Origin of the sequence: Nostoc sp. T09, from assembly GCF_002154695.1 — a bacterium.
Lineage (GTDB): Bacteria > Cyanobacteriota > Cyanobacteriia > Cyanobacteriales > Nostocaceae > Aulosira.
This window is the reverse complement of record NZ_MTAV01000169.1, coordinates 1-22543: the sequence shown is the minus strand read 5'-3', so window position 1 is coordinate 22543 and position 22543 is coordinate 1. Positions and strand designations below refer to the sequence as shown.

Below are 22543 nucleotides of genomic sequence, written 5' to 3'. Positions count from 1 at the left end.
CAGTCGTCTAGAACGTCAAACCACCCTCTACTGGGGGCGCGTCCAACTGCGATGGTCATTGAACTAAAATCCTCTTTTTTACTAAAATTTCAGCGTTTCTGAGGAATTAACGTTTTTTTTTGACAATTTTCAGTAGCCTTACAACTACCGATATTCTGAGAAATTACCGCCTAGTCAGCTAGTATTTCTCAGGGTTATGCCATTACCCGTACCATTGGCTAGTAGTCTAGTCTGTGGTAACTTAATGATTCTTAACTTATCACATCCATTCGGGTTTTTTACCGATCCACGCAAGTGAATCAGGTGATTTAACACGAAGCTATTAAATATTATGAATATCAGAAATTTTACAATCTGACACAACTTTTCTCATAAATCTCAAAACTAATATTTCCTAAACTTGCAAGACATACTGCTCAAATGGCAGACTTTTAAAGGGTATATCTCACAGGCCAAGGTAGTTCAATGACGGCATCAACAATTAACAAAGGCGATTCTCCTAACGGCGATAGCTCCACGGCACGTGTCCTACATCAAAAGGTTCTAGGTTCTCGTCGGTTCAGCAACTACTGGTGGGCAACTGTCGTTACCTTAGGAGCTACAGGCTTTGTCTTAGCTGCAATCTCTAGTTACCTAAAAGTTAATTTACTCATAGTTACCGATCCAACACAACTGGTTTTTGTACCCCAAGGGTTAGTTATGGGGTTATATGGACTGGCTGGCTTACTTTTAGCCTTATACCTGTGGTTAGTGATTTTATGGGATGTAGGTGGCGGATATAATGAGTTTAATCAAGAAACCGGCACCATCAAAATTTTTCGCTATGGTTTTCCTGGTAAAAACCGCCGGATTGAGGTTGAAACTCGCATCCAAGACACACAATCTGTACAAATAGCCATCAAAGAAGGTCTAAATCCTCGTCGCGCACTCTACCTACGAGTTAAAGGACGTAGAGACATCCCTTTAACCAGGGTAGGTCAACCTTTATCCTTAACAGAGTTAGAAATTCAAGGTGCAGAGTTAGCTCGCTTTTTGGGAGTGCCACTAGAAGGACTGTAAAGAATTTTGAAGTTGGCATTTTGGATGAAAAGTAAATCCAAAATCTAAAATCATGGGAAACGGTAAGATACTCTGGTTAAGTCAGTAATTGGTCATGCGGTTAAAATTTCCACAATTTTTGGTTGCGCTTGTGATTGTTGGTGCGTTGGCGTTGGGAGGATGTTCAACACAGCAAGATGCTTCTAAAGCTTCTGCTCCAACTTCAACAGCTACCTCAACAGCTACTTCAACAGCAACCGAGACAAGTAGCAAGGCAACCACTGAAGCAACGTCTGTATCAGAAACTACTAGTGAGAGTATTCCGGGAATGAAAGATTTACCACGGCTCGAAGGCAAGGCTACTGTGGTGATAACGGTGAAAGGCTCGCCGATTACTGTTGAAGTAGATGGCACTAATGCTCCAATTACAGCTGGCAACTTCGTAGATTTAGTACAACGGGGTGTGTACGATGGGACAGTTTTTCATCGAGTAGTGCGCGATCCCCAACCATTTGTAGTTCAAGGCGGCGATCCCCAAAGTAAAGACCCGAAAGTTCCCGTAAATAGGCTGGGAACAGGCGGCTTTATTGATCCCAAAACTAAGAACGAGCGCTATATACCCTTAGAAATAAAACCAAAAGGGTCAGAACAACTGGTTTATGGCAAGACTATTACTCAGCCACCTGTTTTGACCCATAAACTTGGTGCAGTAGCGATGGCGCGATCGCAACAACCAGACTCTGCATCTTCCCAGTTTTACTTTGCTCTAGCAGATCTGGGCTTTTTAGATGGGAACTATGCTGTATTTGGCAATGTCACCGAAGGCTTTGATGTTGTGAATAAAATTCAGCAAGGCGATCGCATTGATTCTGCTAAAGTCACCAAAGGCGCAGAAAACTTAAAAACCTCCGGTCAATAGTTAGAGATTGAGTAATGGGTAATAGTTTTTTCTATTACCCATGACCAATTTAAAATGCCAAATTCAAAAGCCCAAATTGGTTAAGGTAGTTGTTACTGGTATTGGTCTAGTTTCTGCATTAGGAGAAAGTTTAGAAACTAGCTGGCAAAAATTGATAGCGGGTAAATCTGGAATTAAATTTCAGCAACCGTTTCCAGAACTGGAAGTATTTCCTTTAGGGTTGATTGGGCAACAACCAGCCTCATTGGAAATGCTGACTCAGTGGGTTGTGGCTGATGCTTTAAAAGATGCTGGATTATCGCCGCCTTTACCTGACTGTGCTGTGGTTATTGGATCGAGTCGCGGTCATCAGGCGTCGTGGGAAATGCTGGCGCGGCAAATTTACGGCAGTGATCTTCTTCAGTCCTCCTTCCAAATCAGGGAGATGGAGAATTGGCTAGATACTTTGCCTCATATGAATGCGATCGCCGCCGCCAGACAAATTGGTGCATCTGGAAGCGTATTAGCACCAATGGCTGCCTGTGCTACTGGAATTTGGGCGATCGCGCAAGCTACTAGTCTTGTGCAAACTGGACAATATCAACAGGCGATCGCGGGAGCAGTTGAAGCACCAATTACACCCCTGACTTTGGCTGGATTTCAGCAGATGGGCGCTTTGGCGAGAACTGGAGCTTATCCCTTTGATTTGCACCGTGAAGGTTTGGTTTTAGGTGAAGGTGCAGCTGTGTTTGTCCTAGAATCAGCAGAGTTAGCAAAACAGCGACAAGCCAAGATTTATGGTGAAGTTCTGGGTTTTGGCTTACTTAACGATGCATATCATCCAAATGCCCCAGATCCCGAAGGTAAGAGTGCGATCGCATCTGTTAAGCAATGCCTAGAGCGTAGTTACCTGACACCAGCCGATATTGATTATATTCATGCTCATGGTACGGCGACCCAACTAAACGACCGGATAGAGAGCATGGTGATTCAGCGTTTGTTTCCCCAAAAAGTAGCAGTGAGTTCGACTAAAGGCGCTACAGGTCATACTCTAGGTGCCTCAGGAGCCTTAGGTATGGCCTTCTCACTACTAGCATTGCAACATCAGATTTTGCCACCATGTGTGGGATTACACCAGCCAGAGTTTGATTTGAATTTAGTGACGGTGGCACGGCAACATAAAGTTCAATACACTCTTTGTTTCAGTTTTGGCTTTGGTGGACAAAATGCAGTATTAGCTTTAGGTAAAAAGCTTTTTAAAGACAGCAATTAGGAATTGGGTCATTAGAAACTGTATTGCTTTTAGGGAGGACGAGATGCTCTCTCTAACTTATGCAACTTAAAGATACGTTAGCTGATTATGCAAAAATGCAAGAATTATTCTTTGCCTATTTACCTAGTACCTGATGATATTTTTGTAGCTGATGGCAATATCTATAATCTAGTACGGTGCTATAGTCACAAATTACCTCAAATACCATCTCAAAAGCCTAAAATAAACAGTTTTTGAATTTTAAATTAGCAAATTTTAAATTCCGTGCACCTGTACCATTTGTCGGGAACAATACCAGTATCTTTTCGACTGTTATCACAGTGTAATACCTTTCTCCGGGTAATACTATATTTTAGCTTCCCAATAATTCAGTACTTCTAGAGTCTATTGATTGCCCCAGTTGATAGTTGCCAAATTTTTGTTTGGTTTATCAACAATTAAGGCATTTTTATGGTTATATAACTAGTTGAGAGGGGATTTAGGCATGAAATGGATCAAGCAGTCTCTATGTTTAGTAGCCTTTTCTATACCGATGTTGTTGGAACTCGCTACTATTCCTAGTCTACCAACACGAGCACAAGCCCAGGTTGACCCTGCATCGCTCAGTCAGCAGCTAAAACAACCTTGGCTAATCTCTCAGGTATTTAAGCCACCCAAGCGGGGATTACCACCACAAAGCGCTGGTGGTGCTACTCGTCAATTTACACCTCCACAGAGGGGATTGCCACCTGCAAGTGCTGGTGGTGCTACCCGTGGGTCCTCCTCTTGCGTTCAAAAAAATCAATTATTAACTCCCTTAGTACCAAAAGAGAATATAGGGCTGACCTTCTCGGAACGTCCAACCTTTTTCTGGCATGTACCTCAATCTACCGTCAAAACAGCCCAGTTTGTAATCCTGGATGACACAAATAAGGATGATGATACAGTTTATGAAACAACTTTGACCCTGCCAACTAAACCAGGAATTATGAAGTTTACCCTCCCTGCGAGTGCCTCTCCTTTAAAAGTAGGTAAGCGCTACCACTGGTACATGACACTAGTTTGTGATGAACAAAATCCCAGTAGAAATCCTAATTTAGAAGGGTGGATTGAACGCACACAGCCAGAACCAACATTATCAAAAGCACTAGAACAAGCAGATTTGCGGAAACGTCCAACTCTGTATGCAGACGCTGGAATTTGGCATGAAGCACTGACCAGTTTGGTTGATTTACGTTGTGCTGAACCAAATAATTTGAAGGTCAAATTTGATTGGAGAAAATTCTTTCAATCAGTGGGCTTAAGTGAGTTCGCTTCAGACCAAATACTTGACTGTTGTACAAACAAGCAATAATCACTCACTAACATAGTGCTGAGTTATGAATTTTGTAGCCACTGCTGTCGCTGCTTGTAAAGTGGTGCCAGCGCTTTTTGCGTAGACGCGTTATCGTTCCCTCGTTAGCGTCTTTGCAGGAGAAGAGGGTTCCCGCAGGGTAGCGGCTTGAGGCTATACATCGCAAATTCCGGACATCAGCATTATAGTCAGCCAGCGCTATGGAAAGGTTAGCCTGACCTAGGCGACTGGCATAAGAATGATACAGCCTGCGACGGAGTAGGTTTGAGATTGATAAGAACTAGCTTTGTGGCCAAGACTTTTAATCTAAATTCCAAATTGGTATTGCTGTCGATGAAACGACCTCATGCAGAGAGTTACGGTATTACCACTAGAGGTGTGTAATAAGCTTTGCAAAGAAAGAAGAACGAAAATATCAGAATTACTGACTCTACCTTTTTTTAATGCAAAATAGTGTTCACAAGTTTTATAAATAGTGTTATCTAAAATTAAATAAATTAATCTCTGAGCAGAAAAATTCCAAAATCAGATTGAAAGCTTAATTTTGCTTCAATTGTTGTGAAGGGAACCCTAGCAAGTGATTTATCCACTATTGATTAGAGACTAAGTACTCGGAATTCAGGACTTAATAGTATGCGCGCAAAGCTAAAACAGCTAATCTGGCAATGGCGTGGAGTTTTGCTGGCAGTGCCCAATGTAACAGCTGTTGTGATTGCACTGCGGTTTACAGGATTACTGCAATTATTAGAGTTGGCAGCGCTAGATCAGTTTTTTCTTTTGCGTCCACAAGAGCCTGTTGATGAGCGCATTGTCATAGTTGAGATAAATGAACCAGACATCAGCAAGTTGAAGCAGTGGCCGATAAGTGATGATGTACTTGCCAAAGTCTTGGATAATTTAAAGCAGCAACAACCGAGGGCAATCGGCTTCGACATTTATCGAGACTTACCTGTAAATCCTGGTCATCAAAAGTTAGTAAAAGTATTTGAGACTACGCCTAACTTAATTGGAGTCCAAAAAGTATCTCATAAATCTGATAGTTTTCAAGTTAATTCGCCTCCAGAACTTAAGCAGCGCCAACAAGTGGGAGCAAATGACTTACCTTTAGACGGAGATGGTAAAATCCGTCGAGGTTTGCTCTATGTAGGTTTAGACGATGGCAACACTCTGGAAAGCTTTGGGCTGAAACTGGCATTGCTGTACTTGAAAGCTGAGGGGATTACTGAAAAACCCGCAGCAAAAAATCCAAACTTCTTGCAGCTAGGTAAGGGTATTTTCCCTATTTTTGAAGCCAATGATGGGGGTTACATTGGAGCAGATGCAGGTAGCTATCAAGTACTTTTGAACTATCGAGGCACAATTAATCGGTTCCGAAAAATTTCCATAAATGATGTTTTGGAGAACCGCATTCCCACTGGCTTGATGCGAGACAAGATTGTTTTAATTGGTTCTACAGCTGAGAGCTTGAAGGATCTCTTTTGGACACCCTATAGCAGTAATTTATTCAATTCTCCCGAACGCATGGCAGGCGTGGCAATTCATGCCAATTTGATTAGTCAAATTTTGAGTTCCGCTTTACAGGGCCGCCCAGAGATCAAGACTTTGCCTGAACCGCTAGAGTGTTTATGGATTTTAGTTTGGGCAATCATTGGTGCTACTTTGTGTTGGCAACAAAGGCACAGTAGTACTGATAAAAAGCAATTGCTCTTAATCGCTAATAATACTACTAGTATCGTCATCGTCGGTGGCTGTTTGCTTGGTGGGAGTTACCTGGCGTTTCTTTTTGCCTGGTGGATTCCTGTAGTACCACCGCTGTTAGCTTTAACAGGATCTGCGATCGCAGTTACTCAGTATATCGCTCGTAGTGCTGCTGAAATGCGACGTACCTTTGGTCGCTACGTAACAGATGAAGTTGTCGCCAGTTTATTAGAGACTCCTTCGGGACTACATCTCGGGGGAGAACGGAAAAAAGTTACAGTCCTCATGTCTGATTTAAGAGGCTTTTCCGCCGTATCAGAACGATTACCACCAGAACAAGTCGTAGCGATCCTCAATGTTTATTTGGGAGCTATGGCAGATGTGATTAACGAGTACAACGGTACGATCAATGAATTTATTGGCGATGGCATCTTTGTGATGTTTGGTGCGCCTGTAAGCCGCGAAGATGATTCACAAAGGGCGATCGCCTGCGCTATTGCTATGCAATTGGCAATGAAGCCTGTAAATGAGCAGAATCAGCACATGAATTTACCGCTTCTAGAAATGGGAATTGGCATTCATACAGGTGAGGTTGTAGCTGGCAATGTAGGCTCCCAAAAACGTGCTAAATATTCAGTAGTAGGTAGCCATGTGAATCTAACTGCCCGGATTGAATCTTATACAGTGGGTGGACAGATTTTGATTTCTGAGGAAACCATAAAAGACGCGAACATTGACCTCAAAATTGATGGGCAATTAAGGGTAGAACCTAAAGGGATTAAAGCTCCGATTACCATCTACGACATAGGCGGTATTGGCGGTAAGTATAATCTTTACTTGCCAAAATCTGAAGAGAATATGGTGAAGCTGAATCAGGAAATCCCCCTAGAATATACGATTTTAGAAGGGAAACATGCAGTGGGAACGATATTTCTGGGAGAACTAGTGTGCTTATCAGAAAATGGAGCACAATTGCGATCGCAGCATTCACTAGAACCCTTAAGTAATCTCAAAATGAAATTGTTAAATGCACTAGAAGTGGCTCCTGGTGATGGCGATATTTATGCCAAGGTGCTAAAAAAATCTACTGAGGACGAACATCATTTTCTGATTCGGTTTACAGCCGTTCCCCCCAAGGTGAGCACAATCCTTGATACACTACGTCAAATGTAATACTTAGTAAGTATTTAAAATAATATCAACAAGTAATTGATGCCTTTAACCCAATACGGTTCAGTTAAGAAAATTCTTCTGTGAAGGCAAGGGAACAGGGAACAGGGAACGGGGAACAGAGAGAGAAAAAACAGGCTTATCTGAACTGTATTGGCCTTTAAACAAGAACTAGCGCTGCGGCAAGAAATAGATATCGCAATAACCTTGAGTTTGTCCGTACTCAAATAGACGCAGCAATTGCCATTTTTGAAAATATCCACACTAAATTTACCTGCCAAGATCTGCGGACTTCCTACTTTGCCTTAGTTCAAAAATATTACGAGTTCTACATCCACCTCTTGATAAACAGCAACTATCCAAAGGCTACGATGCTCTAACACTATCAGCCAGCGAACACGTCTGCATCTTTAATGCAGCATATTTCTGGGCAGATTTCACTCTCCAAGGTGGGTGGCAATGAGGTGTTCTAAAATTTTTGTATGGGATTTACGATTAGCTGTTTGCAAAAGTCAATTTTCTTTAAAACAGCACAGATAAACAACGATTAACACTGATAAATATTGTATCTGTGCTTCCGAATAATCAACTAGGGATTTTTGCAAGATGTATAGTCAACGCAATTTTTTAGTCAAAAATACAGTCATAACTCTCAGAAGGGAGCGCGGTTTGATGTCAAGGCGAGTGCTATCAGTTTTTAGCCATCGTACTCTTGTTCTGTTTGTCAGTATGGTTTTGTTGTCATCTTTTGGGATGACAGCTAGAGCAATAAATGTAGAGATTGCCCAAAAACCAACAAATGCCCCCCAAAATCCCAGCCCTGCTCAACAACGAGCATCCGCACAGGGAAAGCAACTGTCACAAGAAGCAGACCAATTCTTGCAACAGGGAACACCCGCATCTCGACAGCAGGCTCTTGCTAAATACTCACAAGCACTAAAAATTTGGCGCGAAATAGGCGATCGCTCTAATGAAGCAGGAACGCTGTTAGGCATTGGCACAGTCTATTATCTCGAGAGCGAGAACCAAAAAGCACTGGAATATTACAATCAGGCATTAGCCATTAGACGCGAACTCAAAGACCGTTTTGGGGAAGCCCTGATGCTGCAATCAATCGCAGGAGTATACTCCAATTTGGGAGAAAAGCCAAAAGCTATAGAATCTTACAATCAGGCACTATCAATATTTCAAGCTGAGAAAAAATCTTATTTTGCAGCAGGTACTTTAGTTAGCATTGGTAGAGTTTATTTTAGTTCGGGTGAAACTAAGAAGGCACTTGATTACTACAACCAAGCTCTCGAGATTCAACGTGCTATTGGCGATTCTGGTGGACAAGTAGACACCCTCCAAACAATTGGCAAAGTCTATGCTCAATTTGGTGAAGGACAAAAGGCTGTAGCAGTTTTAAATCAAGCACTGGAGATTCAGCGTACAAAAAAGGATATAGCTGGGCAAGCTGATACGCTGACGATAGTAGCTACCGTCTATAGCTCCTTGGGTGAGAATCAGAAGGCAAGGGAAGTCTTAAGCCAAGTGCTGGAATTGCAAAAACAATTACCACAAATTGACCCTAGCCACCAAGCCGTAACTTATATGGGTATAGGTGTCACCTATGTGACTGCGAGCGATTATCAAAAGGCTTTAGGCTACTTTAACCAAGCGCGATCGCTCTTACAAAAGTCCGGAAACCCCTATGCAGAAGCCGAAGCCTTGGCACAGATCAGCTTTGTTTACGACCAATTGGGACAACAGCAGAAAGCTCTCGAAGCATTAAACCAAGCACTTGCACTTCAGCGTGCTAAAAAGGATCGCTCTAGAGAAGCCTTCACACTTAACAATATTGCCGACATTTACTCATCATTTGGCGATTATCAAAAAGCCCTTGACTTTTACAACCAAGCCCTAACTCTCCAACGTCAGATCGGTGAACTTCCAGGAGAAGCAACTACACTGACCTATATTGCTAAACTCTATCAATCATTAGGCAATTATCAGCTAAGTATCGACACTTACAACCAGGCGTTAGCTAAATTCCAGACTGTAGGCGATCGCAGCAGAGTTGCCCAAACCCTCGATAACATTGGTGGCGTTTATCGAATAGCAGAAGATTATCAAAAAGCATTGGACTATTACAATCAGGCAATAAAATTGTGGCGCGAACAAGGGGGATTATTTCAAGAATTCACTACACTTACAGGTGTTATTAGAGTTTATGAGTCATTAAAGAATTATCCTAAGGCATTAGATGTTGCCAACCAGGCGTTAATATTGGCGAGAAAACAGCAAAGCGGTTTGGGCGAAGCTGCTGCTCTGGGTTTTTTAGGTAGGGTTTATCTCGCAGCAGGCGATTATCAAAAATCCTTAGATTTTTCTACGCAAGCCGCCTCTAAATTTCGCGGATTAAGCATTCCTACTGGAGAAGCCAACACTCTACGTAATATAGGCAAAGTCTACAATTCATTAAAGCAGCCCCAGCAAGCAATCGCGAATTACAATCAAGAACTAAAGCTGCTGAGGCAGTTGGGCGATCGCACAGGGGAAGCAGAAACACTGTATAACATGGCAGTGAGTGAGCGCGATCGCAATAATCTAGAGGCTGCTCGTACTCAAATCGAATCAACAATTAAAATCGTTGAAGATATCCGCACGAGAGTTACCAGCCAAGATCTGCGGACTTCCTACTTTGCCTCAGTCCAAAAATACTACCAGTTCTATATCGATCTATTAATGCGGTTGCACAAACAGCAACCATCCAAAGGGTATGATGCCCTAGCACTGCAAGCCAGCGAACGCGCCCGCGCCCGTAGTCTTTTGGATCTCCTCACTGAAGCCAATGCAGATATTCGTCAAGGTGTAGACTCCAAGCTACTAGCAGCAGAACGCAGCTTACAGCAACAACTCGATGCTTTAGAAAAACGCCGACTCAAATTATTGAGTGGAAACGATACCCAAAGCCAGGTAAAAAAACTAGAACAGGAAACTGAAACTCTTTTAGAGCAGTATCGGCAACTGCAAGCAAAAATCAGAGCTACAAGTCCCCGTTATGCCGCATTGACGCAGCCCCAACCCCTTTCTCTCAAACAAATTCAGTCCTCAGTACTCGATGACAACACCTTGCTGTTAGAGTACTCACTTGGGGAAGAACGCAGCTACCTGTGGGCTGTGAGTAAAAACAGTATCACCAGCTACGAACTACCTAAACGTACAGAAATTGAGGCCGCAGTTCAAGAGTTCCGCAAGGTCTTAGTCTCACCAATTCAAAAGACTAAACCAGTCAAAGCCGCTAATACTTTATCACAGTTGATACTGGCACCAGTTGCCCAGCAGTTGGGACAGAAACGCTTAGTCGTGGTGGCTGATGGGGCTTTGCAGTATGTACCATTTGCTGCCTTGAACACACCTCGTCAACAAGACAGCAATTATGAGCCATTAGCAATCAACCACGAAATCATCACTTTGCCCTCAGCCTCGACAGTGGCTGTACTTAGACAAGAAATCACTGGACGCAAAACCGCACCAAAAGCGTTGGCTGTAATTGCCGACCCCATCTTTTCCCCTAACGATGAGCGTGTCAAGGGTCGAACAACTAGTCCACAACACAGCACCTCAAACAGTCAGAACTTAGATTTGCAACAACTAGACAGATCTGCCAGAGAAGCAAACATTAGCTTTGAACGTCTACCATTCACTCGCCAAGAAGCCGAAACAATTCTGTCTCTAGTGCCAGTAAAAGAACGTAAGCAAGCCTTTGACTTTGTTGCCAATCGTGCAGTAGCTACAAATGCGGAATTAAGCCAGTATCGAATGGTACATTTTGCTACTCATGGCATTCTCAATAGTCAACATCCAGAGTTATCGGGTGTGGTGCTGTCGCTATTTGATGAAACTGGCAAACCTCAAAATGGCTTTTTGCGTTTACATGATATTTTTAATCTCAAACTCCCAGCCGAGCTAGTAGTGCTAAGTGCTTGTGAGACTGGTTTGGGTGAAGAGGTCAAAGGTGAAGGATTAATCGGCTTGACAAGAGGATTTATGTATGCAGGTAGTCCTAGGGTGTTGGTGAGTTTGTGGAGTGTGGATGACCAAGCTACCTCGGAACTGATGAAGAAGTTTTATACCTACATGTTGCAAGATGGCTTAAAACCTGCGGCGGCACTGCGAGCTGCACAAACCCAAATGTGGCGCGATTCTAACTATAATGCACCATATTTCTGGGCGGCTTTTACTCTCCAAGGTGAGTGGAAGTGAGCCATTAGTTGTTACTAACTACTGACGGCGGCGTGGCCACTATTTCTCCTATCCTGAAAAGGTGTGGGTTCCCCGCCGCTTGATTTAGATTTAGAGCGATCGCTAAAAACTAAAGGTCGTTCTCAATCCACCAATAACGATATCTTTGTTATCTGCATCCTGGTTAGGTGCTGTAATCCAAGTAAGAGAGGGTGTAATAGAAATCTTGTCGGAGACTCGATGTGCATAGTAAGCTTCGATATGCAGCGATGTATCATTTTTAAATGCGGCATAAGGAACATTGCTTCTCACACCCGTGAGGGTAGGCTCCACACCGACAATTAACCCCCCATGATTCCCTTTTCTAAATAGATCGGGAAAGGCTGCTTGAATTGAGTAAGTCCAAATGTCAGCGTCTCCTAGTCCCAGAAGTCTGGCTTTGATTAGGTTAGCCCAACCACCAATAGCAAATTTAGGGCTAAGAGCGAAGTAACCACCAAGTGAATAAGCATTAGTAGTAACAGCAGATGAGCGATCAAACAAGACACCAGCATCATCAAAGCGATTTGCTAAGGCTGTACCAACAAAGCCATTACCTCTAAAACCTTGACCATTATTAAAGCCAAAATTACCAGGACCAAAGTAACCGTGCTGATATACAAATTGCAAGAATAACCCAGGATTAGGATTGTAGTTCACCTGTGCAGCAGCTACATATTCTCCCTTAAACAATCCTCCGAAAGTTGAGTTGTCACCGAAGGTTGCCAAGTAGCTCAAATTGACTACTGTCGAGTCTAAAACTTTATAGCTGAGTGAAATTCCCGAACCACCTCCGATCAGAAAAATTGGTGGTGCTTCTGAAAATGTTCCTACAGGGCCAACACCACTTATATAGTAAGGGGCATATTTGGAGAGTAAAATCGGACTAAAACGATATCGGTTTCCAGCGATCACATTTACGTTTAAATTATCACCTAAAGGAAATTGATACTCTAAACCGATGATGCGGAAGTTATTGCCGAGATCGCCCGCACCGGAGGCATTACTTGCACCCTCTCTTGTCCCACCAACATCTCTGCCATTATTATTTGGTGCTGTCTCAGGGAAGGTTGTATTTGTAGTGCCTATACCAGTTACTAATAAATCCCGACCAGTAAAACTAGTCAAAAACCCTAAGAAGGTAAGATATTGAATGTTTGCTTGGGCATTCTGATCTCCAGAAAAATAAGCATTAGTCTGGACTATGACATTACCAAGAAGTTTGGTAGTGGTGGAGAATTGATTTGCTTCTAACTCTGTAGTGCGTGCAGTTAGAGTATCTACACGACCGCGCAACGCTGCAAGTTCTGCCGAAAACTCTTCTTGTAGGCGCTGTAAAGATGTCAGATCTTCTTTTTTAACTAGGTCAGAAGTAGCTGTGGCGATCAGTTCGTTGATCCTTTCTAGACAAGCATTTATCCCTGCGGCAAATTCATAACGAGTGATAGCTCTGTTTCCACGGAATGTGCCATTGGGATAACCTGCAATACAGCCATAGCGCTCAACTAGAGATTGCAAAGCTTGAAATGCCCAGTCTGTTGGTTGCACGTCCGAAAACTGAGCAACACTGTTGATTTGCCCCATGCTCTCATCAGCACTGCTGCGCTCATTCTCTAACTCGGAGGCTGGCGTGATGACATTGGGTAATGGTTCTACTGGGTTAGCGTCTGCTACATTCAAATCCGATAGAGTAATTGTAGAGCCGAGAGCAGATTGGGCAATAGAATCAGCAGTTGTGAGACTTTTTATAGTTGCTCGATTTAATACAGGAATTTCAGACTTTATTGAGTTTGATAAGTTAGGAATAGGAGTTTCTTGAAGAGGAAATGTTTGAGATGCAGTTGAACCATCTTTGATTGTTGCCTGAGAGGGACTCACACTAATGATTATTGATGAAGTCGCGATCGCCGCGACTTTCACCATTGGACTAGCCAATATTTTTTTTAATTCAAACATTTGCTTTCTCCCACACAACACACTAAACGCGCTGAGAACCTAAAAACCTACTTTGATACTTGAACCTTGAGACTGGAACCTTAGAACAGTAGAGGGAAGGTACTCAAGCCCTAATTTACTCAAAATCAACCCTTGAGCGGTATCTGTAGCAATTAGCACGCCTCTACAGTTGGGAAAACTCCCTATCAGTAAGGCGTGCAGAAAAAGAACGATCTCGACCATAAAGACACAGCACAGACTTAGTTGGTCTCCCACCTGAGTACTTAGCATAAGAAAGCCTCCAAGGAAGAGCGAATGGGTGTCGTTCGCTCATTGAAGATTTTCTCTGAGGAAAACCTAAATCCCACTTTATAGGAAAGGGCAACGGTGAGATCAAGACATCAAGCACTAATATCAACTGTGTGACGCAGAGTCAAAACAAGCGAGAGCCATTGGTAGCACTCTTATGTTGACTTGGTAATTAATTTCCCTTTTATACTCATCTTTGACAATTATTTACCGACTGCATATGCACAATATCATCCTCATGCCTAGCCTCATCCTATGCTTGCGTTGTAAAGACTACCTCATACATATGAAAATCGTGAGGATATTCTACAGCCTTTTTCACGGGAGCCATGAATTCTTGATTTTGCAAAGCCAAGTCTAAAGCTTCCTTACTCGTCCACTGTGCATAGTTGATCACCCGCGTACCATCCAAGCTTTTGTGGATATTTGCTGATACAAAGCCTTCTTGCTTCTTGGCTGTTGCCAGGTTAGTCACCAGGTGATCCACTAAAGACTGCTGCTGATCGGGTTCAACTGTAAACACGTTAATTACAGTCAGTAGCCCATCATTTTCGTTGATTGTTGTAGTCATGTTTACTCCTGTTTAAGTGTTGGTATTGAATTAGAGATTGTACTTTTGTGAAGTATTGCTAGAAGAACAAATACGCAAAGACATCACTATGTACTTGTGGGTCAGATGCCACAAGCATAGCTATCACCCAGTTATTGCAAACTCCGGTTTGAATCATACTGAGAATTTTTTAGCTACAAACGTGCCAAATGACCCAATAGAACTATGCCAGACTCAAATTTACTTTGACAATGACATCGTTATAATCTTTATCACCACCATTAGCTAAATCTTCAAAGCCAAAGATGTTATTTCCTAACATCCGAACATGATCTACCTTATCTGAGTTAGCTCCTAAGAACGGGAAGTAAACGGAAGGATCGTTAGCTGTATTTCCATCCAAAAGGGCGTCTACTTTGTCATTGATAATAATAAATGGCACGACGATACCACCTGACTGGAAATCTGCTGTATATTTTGCAGTACCTTGGTTACTAACTGTGAGGTTAATTTCCGAAATCCTCTTACTAATGGCTGCTTGAGTATACCCAGCCTGTCCGGGAAGGATATCTGCTGTACCATCACTGTTGGTGTCAATACCACCATTCTCATCCATTGTTTGATAAAAACCGATACAGTTGTTAAAAACTGCTTCTCTGTTAATCACAAACTCAGCTTTGATTAGTTGCGTCACATTACGAAAATCAAGCTGTTCTCCTTCTGGCTTTCCTTGCAGTTCTGTACCCAAAGGTGAAAAGTCATTTGAAGACTGAATATTCACCACCAGATCGTTGAACGTAGTACTGCTACTATTCACCTTCCAGCCTAGGGAGAACCCATCAGCGCCTAAGTCTGTTACTTGTTGTGTCGAAGCATCAGCAAATACTACGTCTGTGGTAGAAGTGCCTCCAGCTAGGACAGTTTCTATGGTGCTATTTCTAACTAAGAAAAATCGCAAGTTAGCACCAGAATTAAATTTGAGTAAGCTTTTTAGATCCTTAGTATCAAAACCATTGGGGTTACTAGCAATAGCTGAGAAAATAATCTGCGATCGCTTTAAAGCTGCTTGGGTATAACCTGCTGCACCTGGAGCAATGCCGTCAATAGTACCTTTATCATCGTCAACAACACATACCCCAAGTTCATTGACTAGATTGGAACTGCGTCCTGTGAGTGTAATTTTGAGTTTTGGTTGCCCACCACCAGCATTTTTGATGATAAATACATCATTGTTAATGTTCTTGATCAGGGTCGGTTTTACCGTGCCTGCTGCAATTACTGTTGACTCAGGTTTGTTCTCATCCTTTAGATGAATTAACCCATATTCACCATTTTGTTTGCGCGTAAACAGCACAGGTTCGCCCTTAGGTAAACCAGGAAGATCGGCAAAACTGCCAAGAATTTCTTGCGTGTTACCTGTAGGAGTTAATGATACGTCTAAACGCAGTTCCTCTGTTTCTTCTGAGGAGCCATCAGATCCACTGTCATGATGGTGAGTATGCTCTCCTCCCAAATAAGTAAACAATTGAATCTGCTGTTTTCCTTCAGGTACAGAACCCTTAGCAATGGTAGTTAGGTTAGCATTATTAGTTTGAGTAGGAGAGCTATTTGGGGCATCTGGTCTTTGGAGGTTATAACCAGATGTCACATCTACTTCTCCTGTGTAGTTAGCACCATAAGGTTGAAATTCTTTAGATAGCAGCGCTGTCTCATGCGATGTATCTTTACCATTTAAGGTGCCTTTTTCATTCAGCAACTTGCCATTATAAACTTCTACCAATCCGCGTCCACCACTGCCCTGACCAACAATGATGTCGTCATAGTTGTCTCCATTGATATCACCAACTGCCAGGTTGATTTTGCCAGTGAAGGTTTCATGATGAAATGGGCTAAGGCGAACCTTTAGTTGATAATCTTTGCCACTGTAAATCTCAATTATGGGTGTGACTCCGCCTCCTAAACCCACAACTATGTCTGAGAAGCCGTCACCATCAATATCACCAGCCGCTACTGAGGCAATTTGATTAGTTGTCGCCGCAATATCTTGAAAAGGATTAATTTCTCTTAGCAGCAGTGTGTTATCTAAAACACTGCCGCTAGATTGAGAACTTTGTTCCTGCTTTTGAATGAGTGTTTCACCATCAAATATTTTAACTGTGAATTTATCAGTAGACTTCTCTAAAGAGCGTTGTATGGTGATGACATCAGTCACATTATCTGTGACGTTTTTGTTTTCTTCTTCCTTACTTTTGAAACTAACATCTGCAATTGCGACATCTATGCCTTTGTTGAAAGCTGAACCGTAAGGTGTTAGACTAACACTCCTGTTGCTAGCCGCAGATAAATTACTAGCTCTGAATAAATCTAACTGTCCACTGTTATTCTCAGAACTCAAACCCAACCATGTATCCTGTGTGTTGAGGATCGGCCTGAGAACCATCATCATCCCTGCGTCTTCATGGAACAGAATATGACAATGATTTACATAGCTACCAGGGAAATCCTCAAACTTCATTAAGATTTCAACTTCCGATGCCTTACCTTTAGCAGGGTCATCAGTTTGAGCATTGAATGGTGTACCGTAGGGATTCTCTGCTGTGGCGGTGCCATCAATATATGCAGGTGGTAAAGCGATCGTATCGCTCAAAACCTCAGCAAGATAGTTCTCCTTAATATCCTTAACATTAAAGCCATTGATGGATAGAACGGTAAAATCATTCTGGTGAATGTGAAATGGATGCCATTCTGATAAAGGAATATTTGGAGCGTTTGCTGGAAGTGTAGTACTGAGTAATCCAGACTTATTAAAGATATTCCATTTCTCTGTTGTCCCCAGCATGGGCATAATTAGGGGAGGTATACCTTTAGCAGGGTCAGTCGAATAATAGCTGCCATTAATGGTATATGTGCCCTCAAAAGTCGAGACATCTAGGTCTGATGGAAATCCACCATTTTGTACGATTGCACCACCTACGTTGGCATCCCAGACAAAGTCCCTTTCGCGATCGATATTTCCTGCTTCTGCCGCAGTAACAAGATCGCTAATCTTTTTGCTTTGTTCGACTAGAGTATCAAAAGGCTCAGGAAATGCAGGTGGATTGTTTGGATCGACTGGATTTCCCGTGACTTGTACTGTAGCTAAAACTTGAGATCCCCAAATCAAGTGACCATCATTAAATCCTTTGTTGGCAGTTAATGTAGGCGCATCCTCACCGAGAAGTTCTTCGGTTCCATTAGAAAGGAAGTAATAAGTCCCTGGTTTATCGAAATAATGTTGAATAGCTAAGCGCGAGCCAGGATTGAGAACGGGAAGTTCTGTTACTTGTCTTCTAACATCTTCTACTACACCAGCAGCATCACCATCAATGGCAACTAAGTTAACTGTTTGGGGAATTAGCTTTGTACCATCGTCGTATACCAACTGAATCACGTGGAAGCCATTGGTACTCATGTTGGCGAATGAGAATAAATCCCATTGGCCAGTTGTCAGATCTAAAGTAGGGTTGTATTGTCCATTAACAGTGTAAATACTGTTCTCTACAGGCTCGGCTAAACCACCACTACCATAAGCACTAGAAAAATTGGTTGGATCTGAACTTCCTGCCGGATTTTGAGGATTGTAAAATACAGGCTTGGCGTTAAATCCGGCAAATGGTGCATCCGAAAGCTCATAAATATTCTGACCATTTTCCTGGCCTAACACTTGCACAGGAGTACCAGCAGGAACTTTGAGGTTTGGATCGGCACTTTGATTCAGGGGGTCATTCGCATTCGGGCTTCTCAGTGTTTGTTGAATGCCAAAGGTATTGATGGCAAATGTATATATTGGGCTATTGGTGGGATTAAATTTATCAATATCTGGAAGGTTATAAGGTGCATTAATTGATAAAAGACCACCCAATCCAGAATTGACTTGCTCATTAGTTAATCCATGCAAGTGGGGATGATACCAGTCCAATCCAATAAAATGATTGTCTGGAATTGCTATGTCTATCTCCCTCTTTTCCCCTGGCTTTAGGCTAACAAGAACATTATCTCCAGCTCCCCTAGGTGAGACGTGTAACCCATGAGTATGTAAGTTACTGATTTGTTTTTCATCAGTTAAGTCATTCTCAAGTGTAATCTTGAGTGTGTCTCCAGGTTCTGACACCAACATTGGCCCCGGAATCAAACCGTTGTAGCTTCGTAACTGTTCATAGGGGCTTTTTTCGGGGTTTCCGTTCTGGTCTTTAAGCCAGGATATTAAACCATCTCCTGATTTGAGAATCCCCAGTCCGTCAATCTGAGCTTGAGTCAATTCAGACATCTTCAGAGTAACGTTCAGTTCTTTGTCTGGGCCCCAACTTGAATAATAAGTACCATTTGCACCCTGTTCTTTAAATTGACCATTTTGATGATCCTTTTGCCAATTTATAAAAGGGTCTTTAAAAACAACTTTCTGGCTAGAATGCGGTAAAACTTTTAAATAACCTGCTGTGTTATTAGGAAAAGCTTGACTCCAACTATCAAAATTACTTTTACCAATAACGTATGCATTCTCTAATGTGGGATTAGCCATGATGAAATTAGCTCCTTACACAACCATTAGTAATAAATTCAACCAACATCCATTATGAAGATGTTTAAAAAGTCTCAGAACATATTTGATACATCTGTTTCTCATAAGAAGAGAGGCTTTAATTTCGCTCCTTCTTAAAAGAAAACAGTTAGGGAGATTAGGTTTCGAGGACTTTGATATTTACTAGCACACTTTCTCAGTAATTATCTAAAAAATATTATGTTCATACCGATACTAAGATGCTTCTGATTTAATAGCAAAAGTTTGTGATTATTACTACTGGTATTAAAATTCTTCAAAAAAATACATATTAATTTGCCATTACATCGCACATCCATATTTTAATATGCTAATTTTTGGCTCAAGGATTTTTCCATATCTTGACTTTAATGAGTAATTGAGCAATCTTATTTATTAAGAAACTTTGAGTATAAGCGGTTTTGCGTAAATTGGCAGAGCTTGCTGGCAAGGCGAAATTTTAATCTGGAGAAACCTAAAATAATTTACATATTGGTTGCTAGTTCAATGCAAAAATTTATCTTAAATCAACCAAGTTGTTATTTAAGTAAATATACTTAGATAAATCTTGAGTAAGCTATCTCTTTTAAAAGAAAATTCTTCTAACATACCCAATTTTGATAATAGCAGAAGTGTGGAAGCTTTTTCTTTGCATAAGGTAAGAGATAGATGTAAGCTCAAATCAAGCGAGATTATGGAAATATTACTTAGCTCAACCTTACTCTTATTATTTCTGAATAGAAGTTCAAAAACCTTTGCAAAAAAACACTTCTAAAGTTAATTCTCTTTAATTGTTCGGACTCTTCAATAAAAAGGCTGTTAAATTGAAAGTTTTGTTCCAGTCCTTATAGCTATTTTTACAACTGTTTGGTCTTTGATGAAGTTCATTTGGCTTTAACTATTATTTTTTTATCCTTATAGAAAATGGAAACTAAGCCCTTTAACAAGCAATCTTATATTTATAGACTTAACTAAAATTTTTTATTCTACCCTAAATACAAATTCCAAATAGAGTCTGTTCATCCAATGACTCAAGAATTTTGTTAAGATTTATACAAATAATACACATATACGCTATATTTGTAAGATTAATAACATATATTTATACGTATGTTTTTTACTTTTAGGTTGAGCAGTTAGTACTCTGGTATAGACTATCTTATGATTTATGATTAAAACTTGCAATGACCGATTTAAGCAGATTCTGAAGCTTGAGGCAAGGAATCCTCGTTAATTGAGCGATTTTGAGTTGCGATCGCTATCAAATTTTTTCATGGGGTAGTTTAAAAAACTAGTAACATAAATAAAAATACGTAAAATTTTTATGCTGTTTGTTCTAATTTTTATGTAAATACTACCAAAAGACTCACAACTTTTGCAACATAAGCGGCAACAATTTTATTACGCATTATTACTTAATATAGTATTTTTAAATACTGTAAATATGCTATAATACTTAAAAAATTGAAGTTTTATCTATAAATTAAGTAAAATTGCTCACCTTTTTTATCTAAAATTTTAGTAATTTAGTATACAAGAGTAATGCTAGGGTTATTCTCTTTCCGATTCAAAACAATTATGCAGAGACCATAAATTCTCTAAGCGGAAGCTTATTTATTTATATAACCATATAGCTATTAAAACTAAATTTACAGGAGCATACTAAACTATCTAAAACTATGACTGTTGATTAAAAGTAATCTGGAATTTACTAACCAACCCTTGAAGTTAGCGATAGATCAATAAAACGGCAAAGCTATCTAAAGCAAAGAACGACTTGGCTATAGAGATATAGACGTCAAATGGTTATGTTTATGAGTCAATAACTTATAGTTTAAGTCTAATTTGCCCAAATAGGTTACGTACTAATTTATGAAGTAAATCTTAAGTTTGTAAGCTGGGTTAATAGAGCGTAATGTACTAGTTAAAACAGCAGACTTTGGCTATAAAACAGGCAAAATTGTAAATAACTTATTTTGTTTTAGAGGTGTCTTACCCACAGGAGAAAAACTTTATTTTTAATTTATAAATGGTTTATAGGACAAAAGTTTCACATCCATAGATATCCTTATGTAACAAGTTATTAAATTAACGGTGAGAAAAAAATAGAGTTATGTCAATATTTCCTAAGGAACATATATGATCAAAAATTGCAAATAACCTTTTCCAGGTTTATGCTGAATATTGCCTAGATACTGATTACAGCTAAAGATTGAAAATAGAATTCAGAATTAATTAAGTCAGAATCTCGGTTTAAATCTGCCCCATCCTGGTTTTTGAGTACTGACTTCTAATTTTCATGCTGGGCAGTGTACGCAGTTCATAAAAAATGTATGTCTACTTAGATAATTAGGGAAAAGTCAAGTAATGAAATACAAAAATGCGGTTTTAGATGATATAGAACTTCAAGAGGGTTTAAAACAAATCAATCCTAAGTTTGGCGACTTTGTGACAAGGGTAGCAGGTGAAGCCTGGGGTTTGCCATTAATTGACCAAAAAACGAAGGCTCTGATTACTATCGCTATTGACGTAGTCAATCAGGATCAGGTCGGGCCAGGTAATCCTTTTGGCGCTCATGTCAATATGGCGCTCAAGCAAGGTGCAACTCGCGAGGAGATTGAAGAACTGCTATTGTTTGTGTGTGTTTATGCAGGCTTCAATAAGGTAGCTGGCTGTTTTGGCGTACTGAACGAAGTACTGAATACACCGTCCTAAAAAATATTTGGGATTTTCCGAAATCAGTGAATACCAAGATGTAGCCCCAGAAAGTGACTGAGGTATGGAGATATGCAGAGATTAAGGAGATATCATCTTTAGCTCGCCTAATAGATCATCCTATTTCGCTCATTTATATACGGGAAAGACTACTTATCAAGGGAAGGCGAGCAATGCAAATTGAGAAGGTGAGGAGTGAGGAAGTGGCGGGATAGCGCCTTCATTAGCATACTCCAAGCGCTTACTTGAAGGCTATTAAGTTAAGGATCAAAGAAAATATTGTTTTATTTTAAGATCCTGATGCGATCGCCACCAATGGCTTGCCTCCCAAACGAGACAAATCTCTTGATATTGATGATGGTGATAGCTGTCGTAGCCAGTTTGAGGCACTTTCATCAGAGAATTTGAGGTTTTTGCGGACGAATTTTTTGTAATCTTCTACTAACGTAGAGATTACAATCCAAGACCTTGATTTTTCCTAAAGTTGAGCTTTTTTGTTACCTAGAGTGACATGAGTAGAGTGTGACATCAAGAGAGTTTAACCATAGTGTGGACAAAGGACAGCAAGCATGGTTTCAACAATCAACAAGGCGACAAAAGTTGATTATTCAGCACGGGACCACAAAGGAAAAGTAGCCTTCTACGTACTCCTGTGGAAACGACAAGGAATCTCCTTAGAGATTTTTGATAATTACTGGAGAGACGTACATGGTCCAGTCTGCGCCAGACTACCTGGACAGTATCAATACTGGCAATTTCATGTAGCGCACAACGAAGGCGGT

The 22543-nt window shown here is 40.9% G+C and carries 11 protein-coding genes; 8 read left to right on the top strand and 3 right to left on the bottom strand.

What is annotated here, in order from left to right:
- The first annotated feature begins 465 nt into the window (after positions 1 to 465).
- The 6 genes from BV372_RS28660 to BV372_RS28635 all read left to right on the top strand — a co-directional run bounded on the left by BV372_RS28660 (position 466) and on the right by BV372_RS28635 (position 11658).
- Positions 466 to 1059 carry a photosystem I assembly protein Ycf4 gene (locus tag BV372_RS28660; RefSeq protein ID WP_086689940.1) on the top strand — a complete coding sequence of 198 codons (594 nt, stop codon included), beginning with the start codon at positions 466 to 468 and terminating at the stop codon, positions 1057 to 1059.
- A gap of 94 nt (positions 1060 to 1153) precedes the next feature.
- Entirely contained in the window at positions 1154 to 1957 is an 804-nt protein-coding gene (locus BV372_RS28655; RefSeq protein ID WP_086689938.1) for a peptidylprolyl isomerase, read from the top strand.
- Positions 1958 to 1997: 40 nt separating this feature from the next.
- On the top strand, positions 1998 to 3209 hold the full coding sequence (locus BV372_RS28650; RefSeq protein WP_086689936.1) for a beta-ketoacyl-ACP synthase: 1212 nt from the start codon (positions 1998 to 2000) through the stop codon (positions 3207 to 3209).
- A 484-nt stretch (positions 3210 to 3693) separates the two neighbouring features.
- Positions 3694 to 4542 carry a DUF928 domain-containing protein gene (locus tag BV372_RS28645; RefSeq protein ID WP_086689934.1) on the top strand — a complete coding sequence of 283 codons (849 nt, stop codon included), beginning with the start codon at positions 3694 to 3696 and terminating at the stop codon, positions 4540 to 4542.
- Positions 4543 to 5175: 633 nt separating this feature from the next.
- Positions 5176 to 7413 carry a CHASE2 domain-containing protein gene (locus BV372_RS28640; protein WP_086689932.1) on the top strand — a complete coding sequence of 746 codons (2238 nt, stop codon included), beginning with the start codon at positions 5176 to 5178 and terminating at the stop codon, positions 7411 to 7413.
- Between the two features lie 603 nt (positions 7414 to 8016).
- Positions 8017 to 11658 (top strand): tetratricopeptide repeat protein, encoded by a 3642-nt coding sequence (locus tag BV372_RS28635; RefSeq protein ID WP_256973518.1) that lies wholly within the window; start codon positions 8017 to 8019, stop codon positions 11656 to 11658.
- Positions 11659 to 11760: 102 nt separating this feature from the next.
- On the opposite strand, the gene BV372_RS28630 is transcribed toward BV372_RS28635, so the two are convergent.
- The 3 genes from BV372_RS28630 to BV372_RS28615 form a co-directional block, all read right to left on the bottom strand.
- On the bottom strand, positions 11761 to 13632 hold the full coding sequence (locus BV372_RS28630) for an iron uptake porin (RefSeq protein WP_256973517.1): 1872 nt from the start codon (positions 13630 to 13632) through the stop codon (positions 11761 to 11763).
- A gap of 541 nt (positions 13633 to 14173) precedes the next feature.
- The gene (locus BV372_RS28620) at positions 14174 to 14491 is read right to left on the bottom strand and encodes an antibiotic biosynthesis monooxygenase (protein WP_086689926.1); all 318 of its coding nucleotides are present in this window, start codon (positions 14489 to 14491) and stop codon (positions 14174 to 14176) included.
- Between the two features lie 202 nt (positions 14492 to 14693).
- Positions 14694 to 19028 carry a DUF4114 domain-containing protein gene (locus tag BV372_RS28615; RefSeq protein WP_086689924.1) on the bottom strand — a complete coding sequence of 1445 codons (4335 nt, stop codon included), beginning with the start codon at positions 19026 to 19028 and terminating at the stop codon, positions 14694 to 14696.
- A 2385-nt stretch (positions 19029 to 21413) separates the two neighbouring features.
- Between BV372_RS28615 and BV372_RS28610 the strand changes: the two genes are divergently transcribed.
- A complete protein-coding gene (locus BV372_RS28610; RefSeq protein WP_086689922.1) occupies positions 21414 to 21761 on the top strand; it encodes a carboxymuconolactone decarboxylase family protein in 348 nt (115 codons plus the stop codon).
- 569 nt (positions 21762 to 22330) lie between these two features.
- Positions 22331 to 22543, top strand: a 213-nt coding sequence (locus BV372_RS28605; protein WP_218776785.1) for an EthD domain-containing protein, incomplete at its 3' end; no start/stop codon positions are given.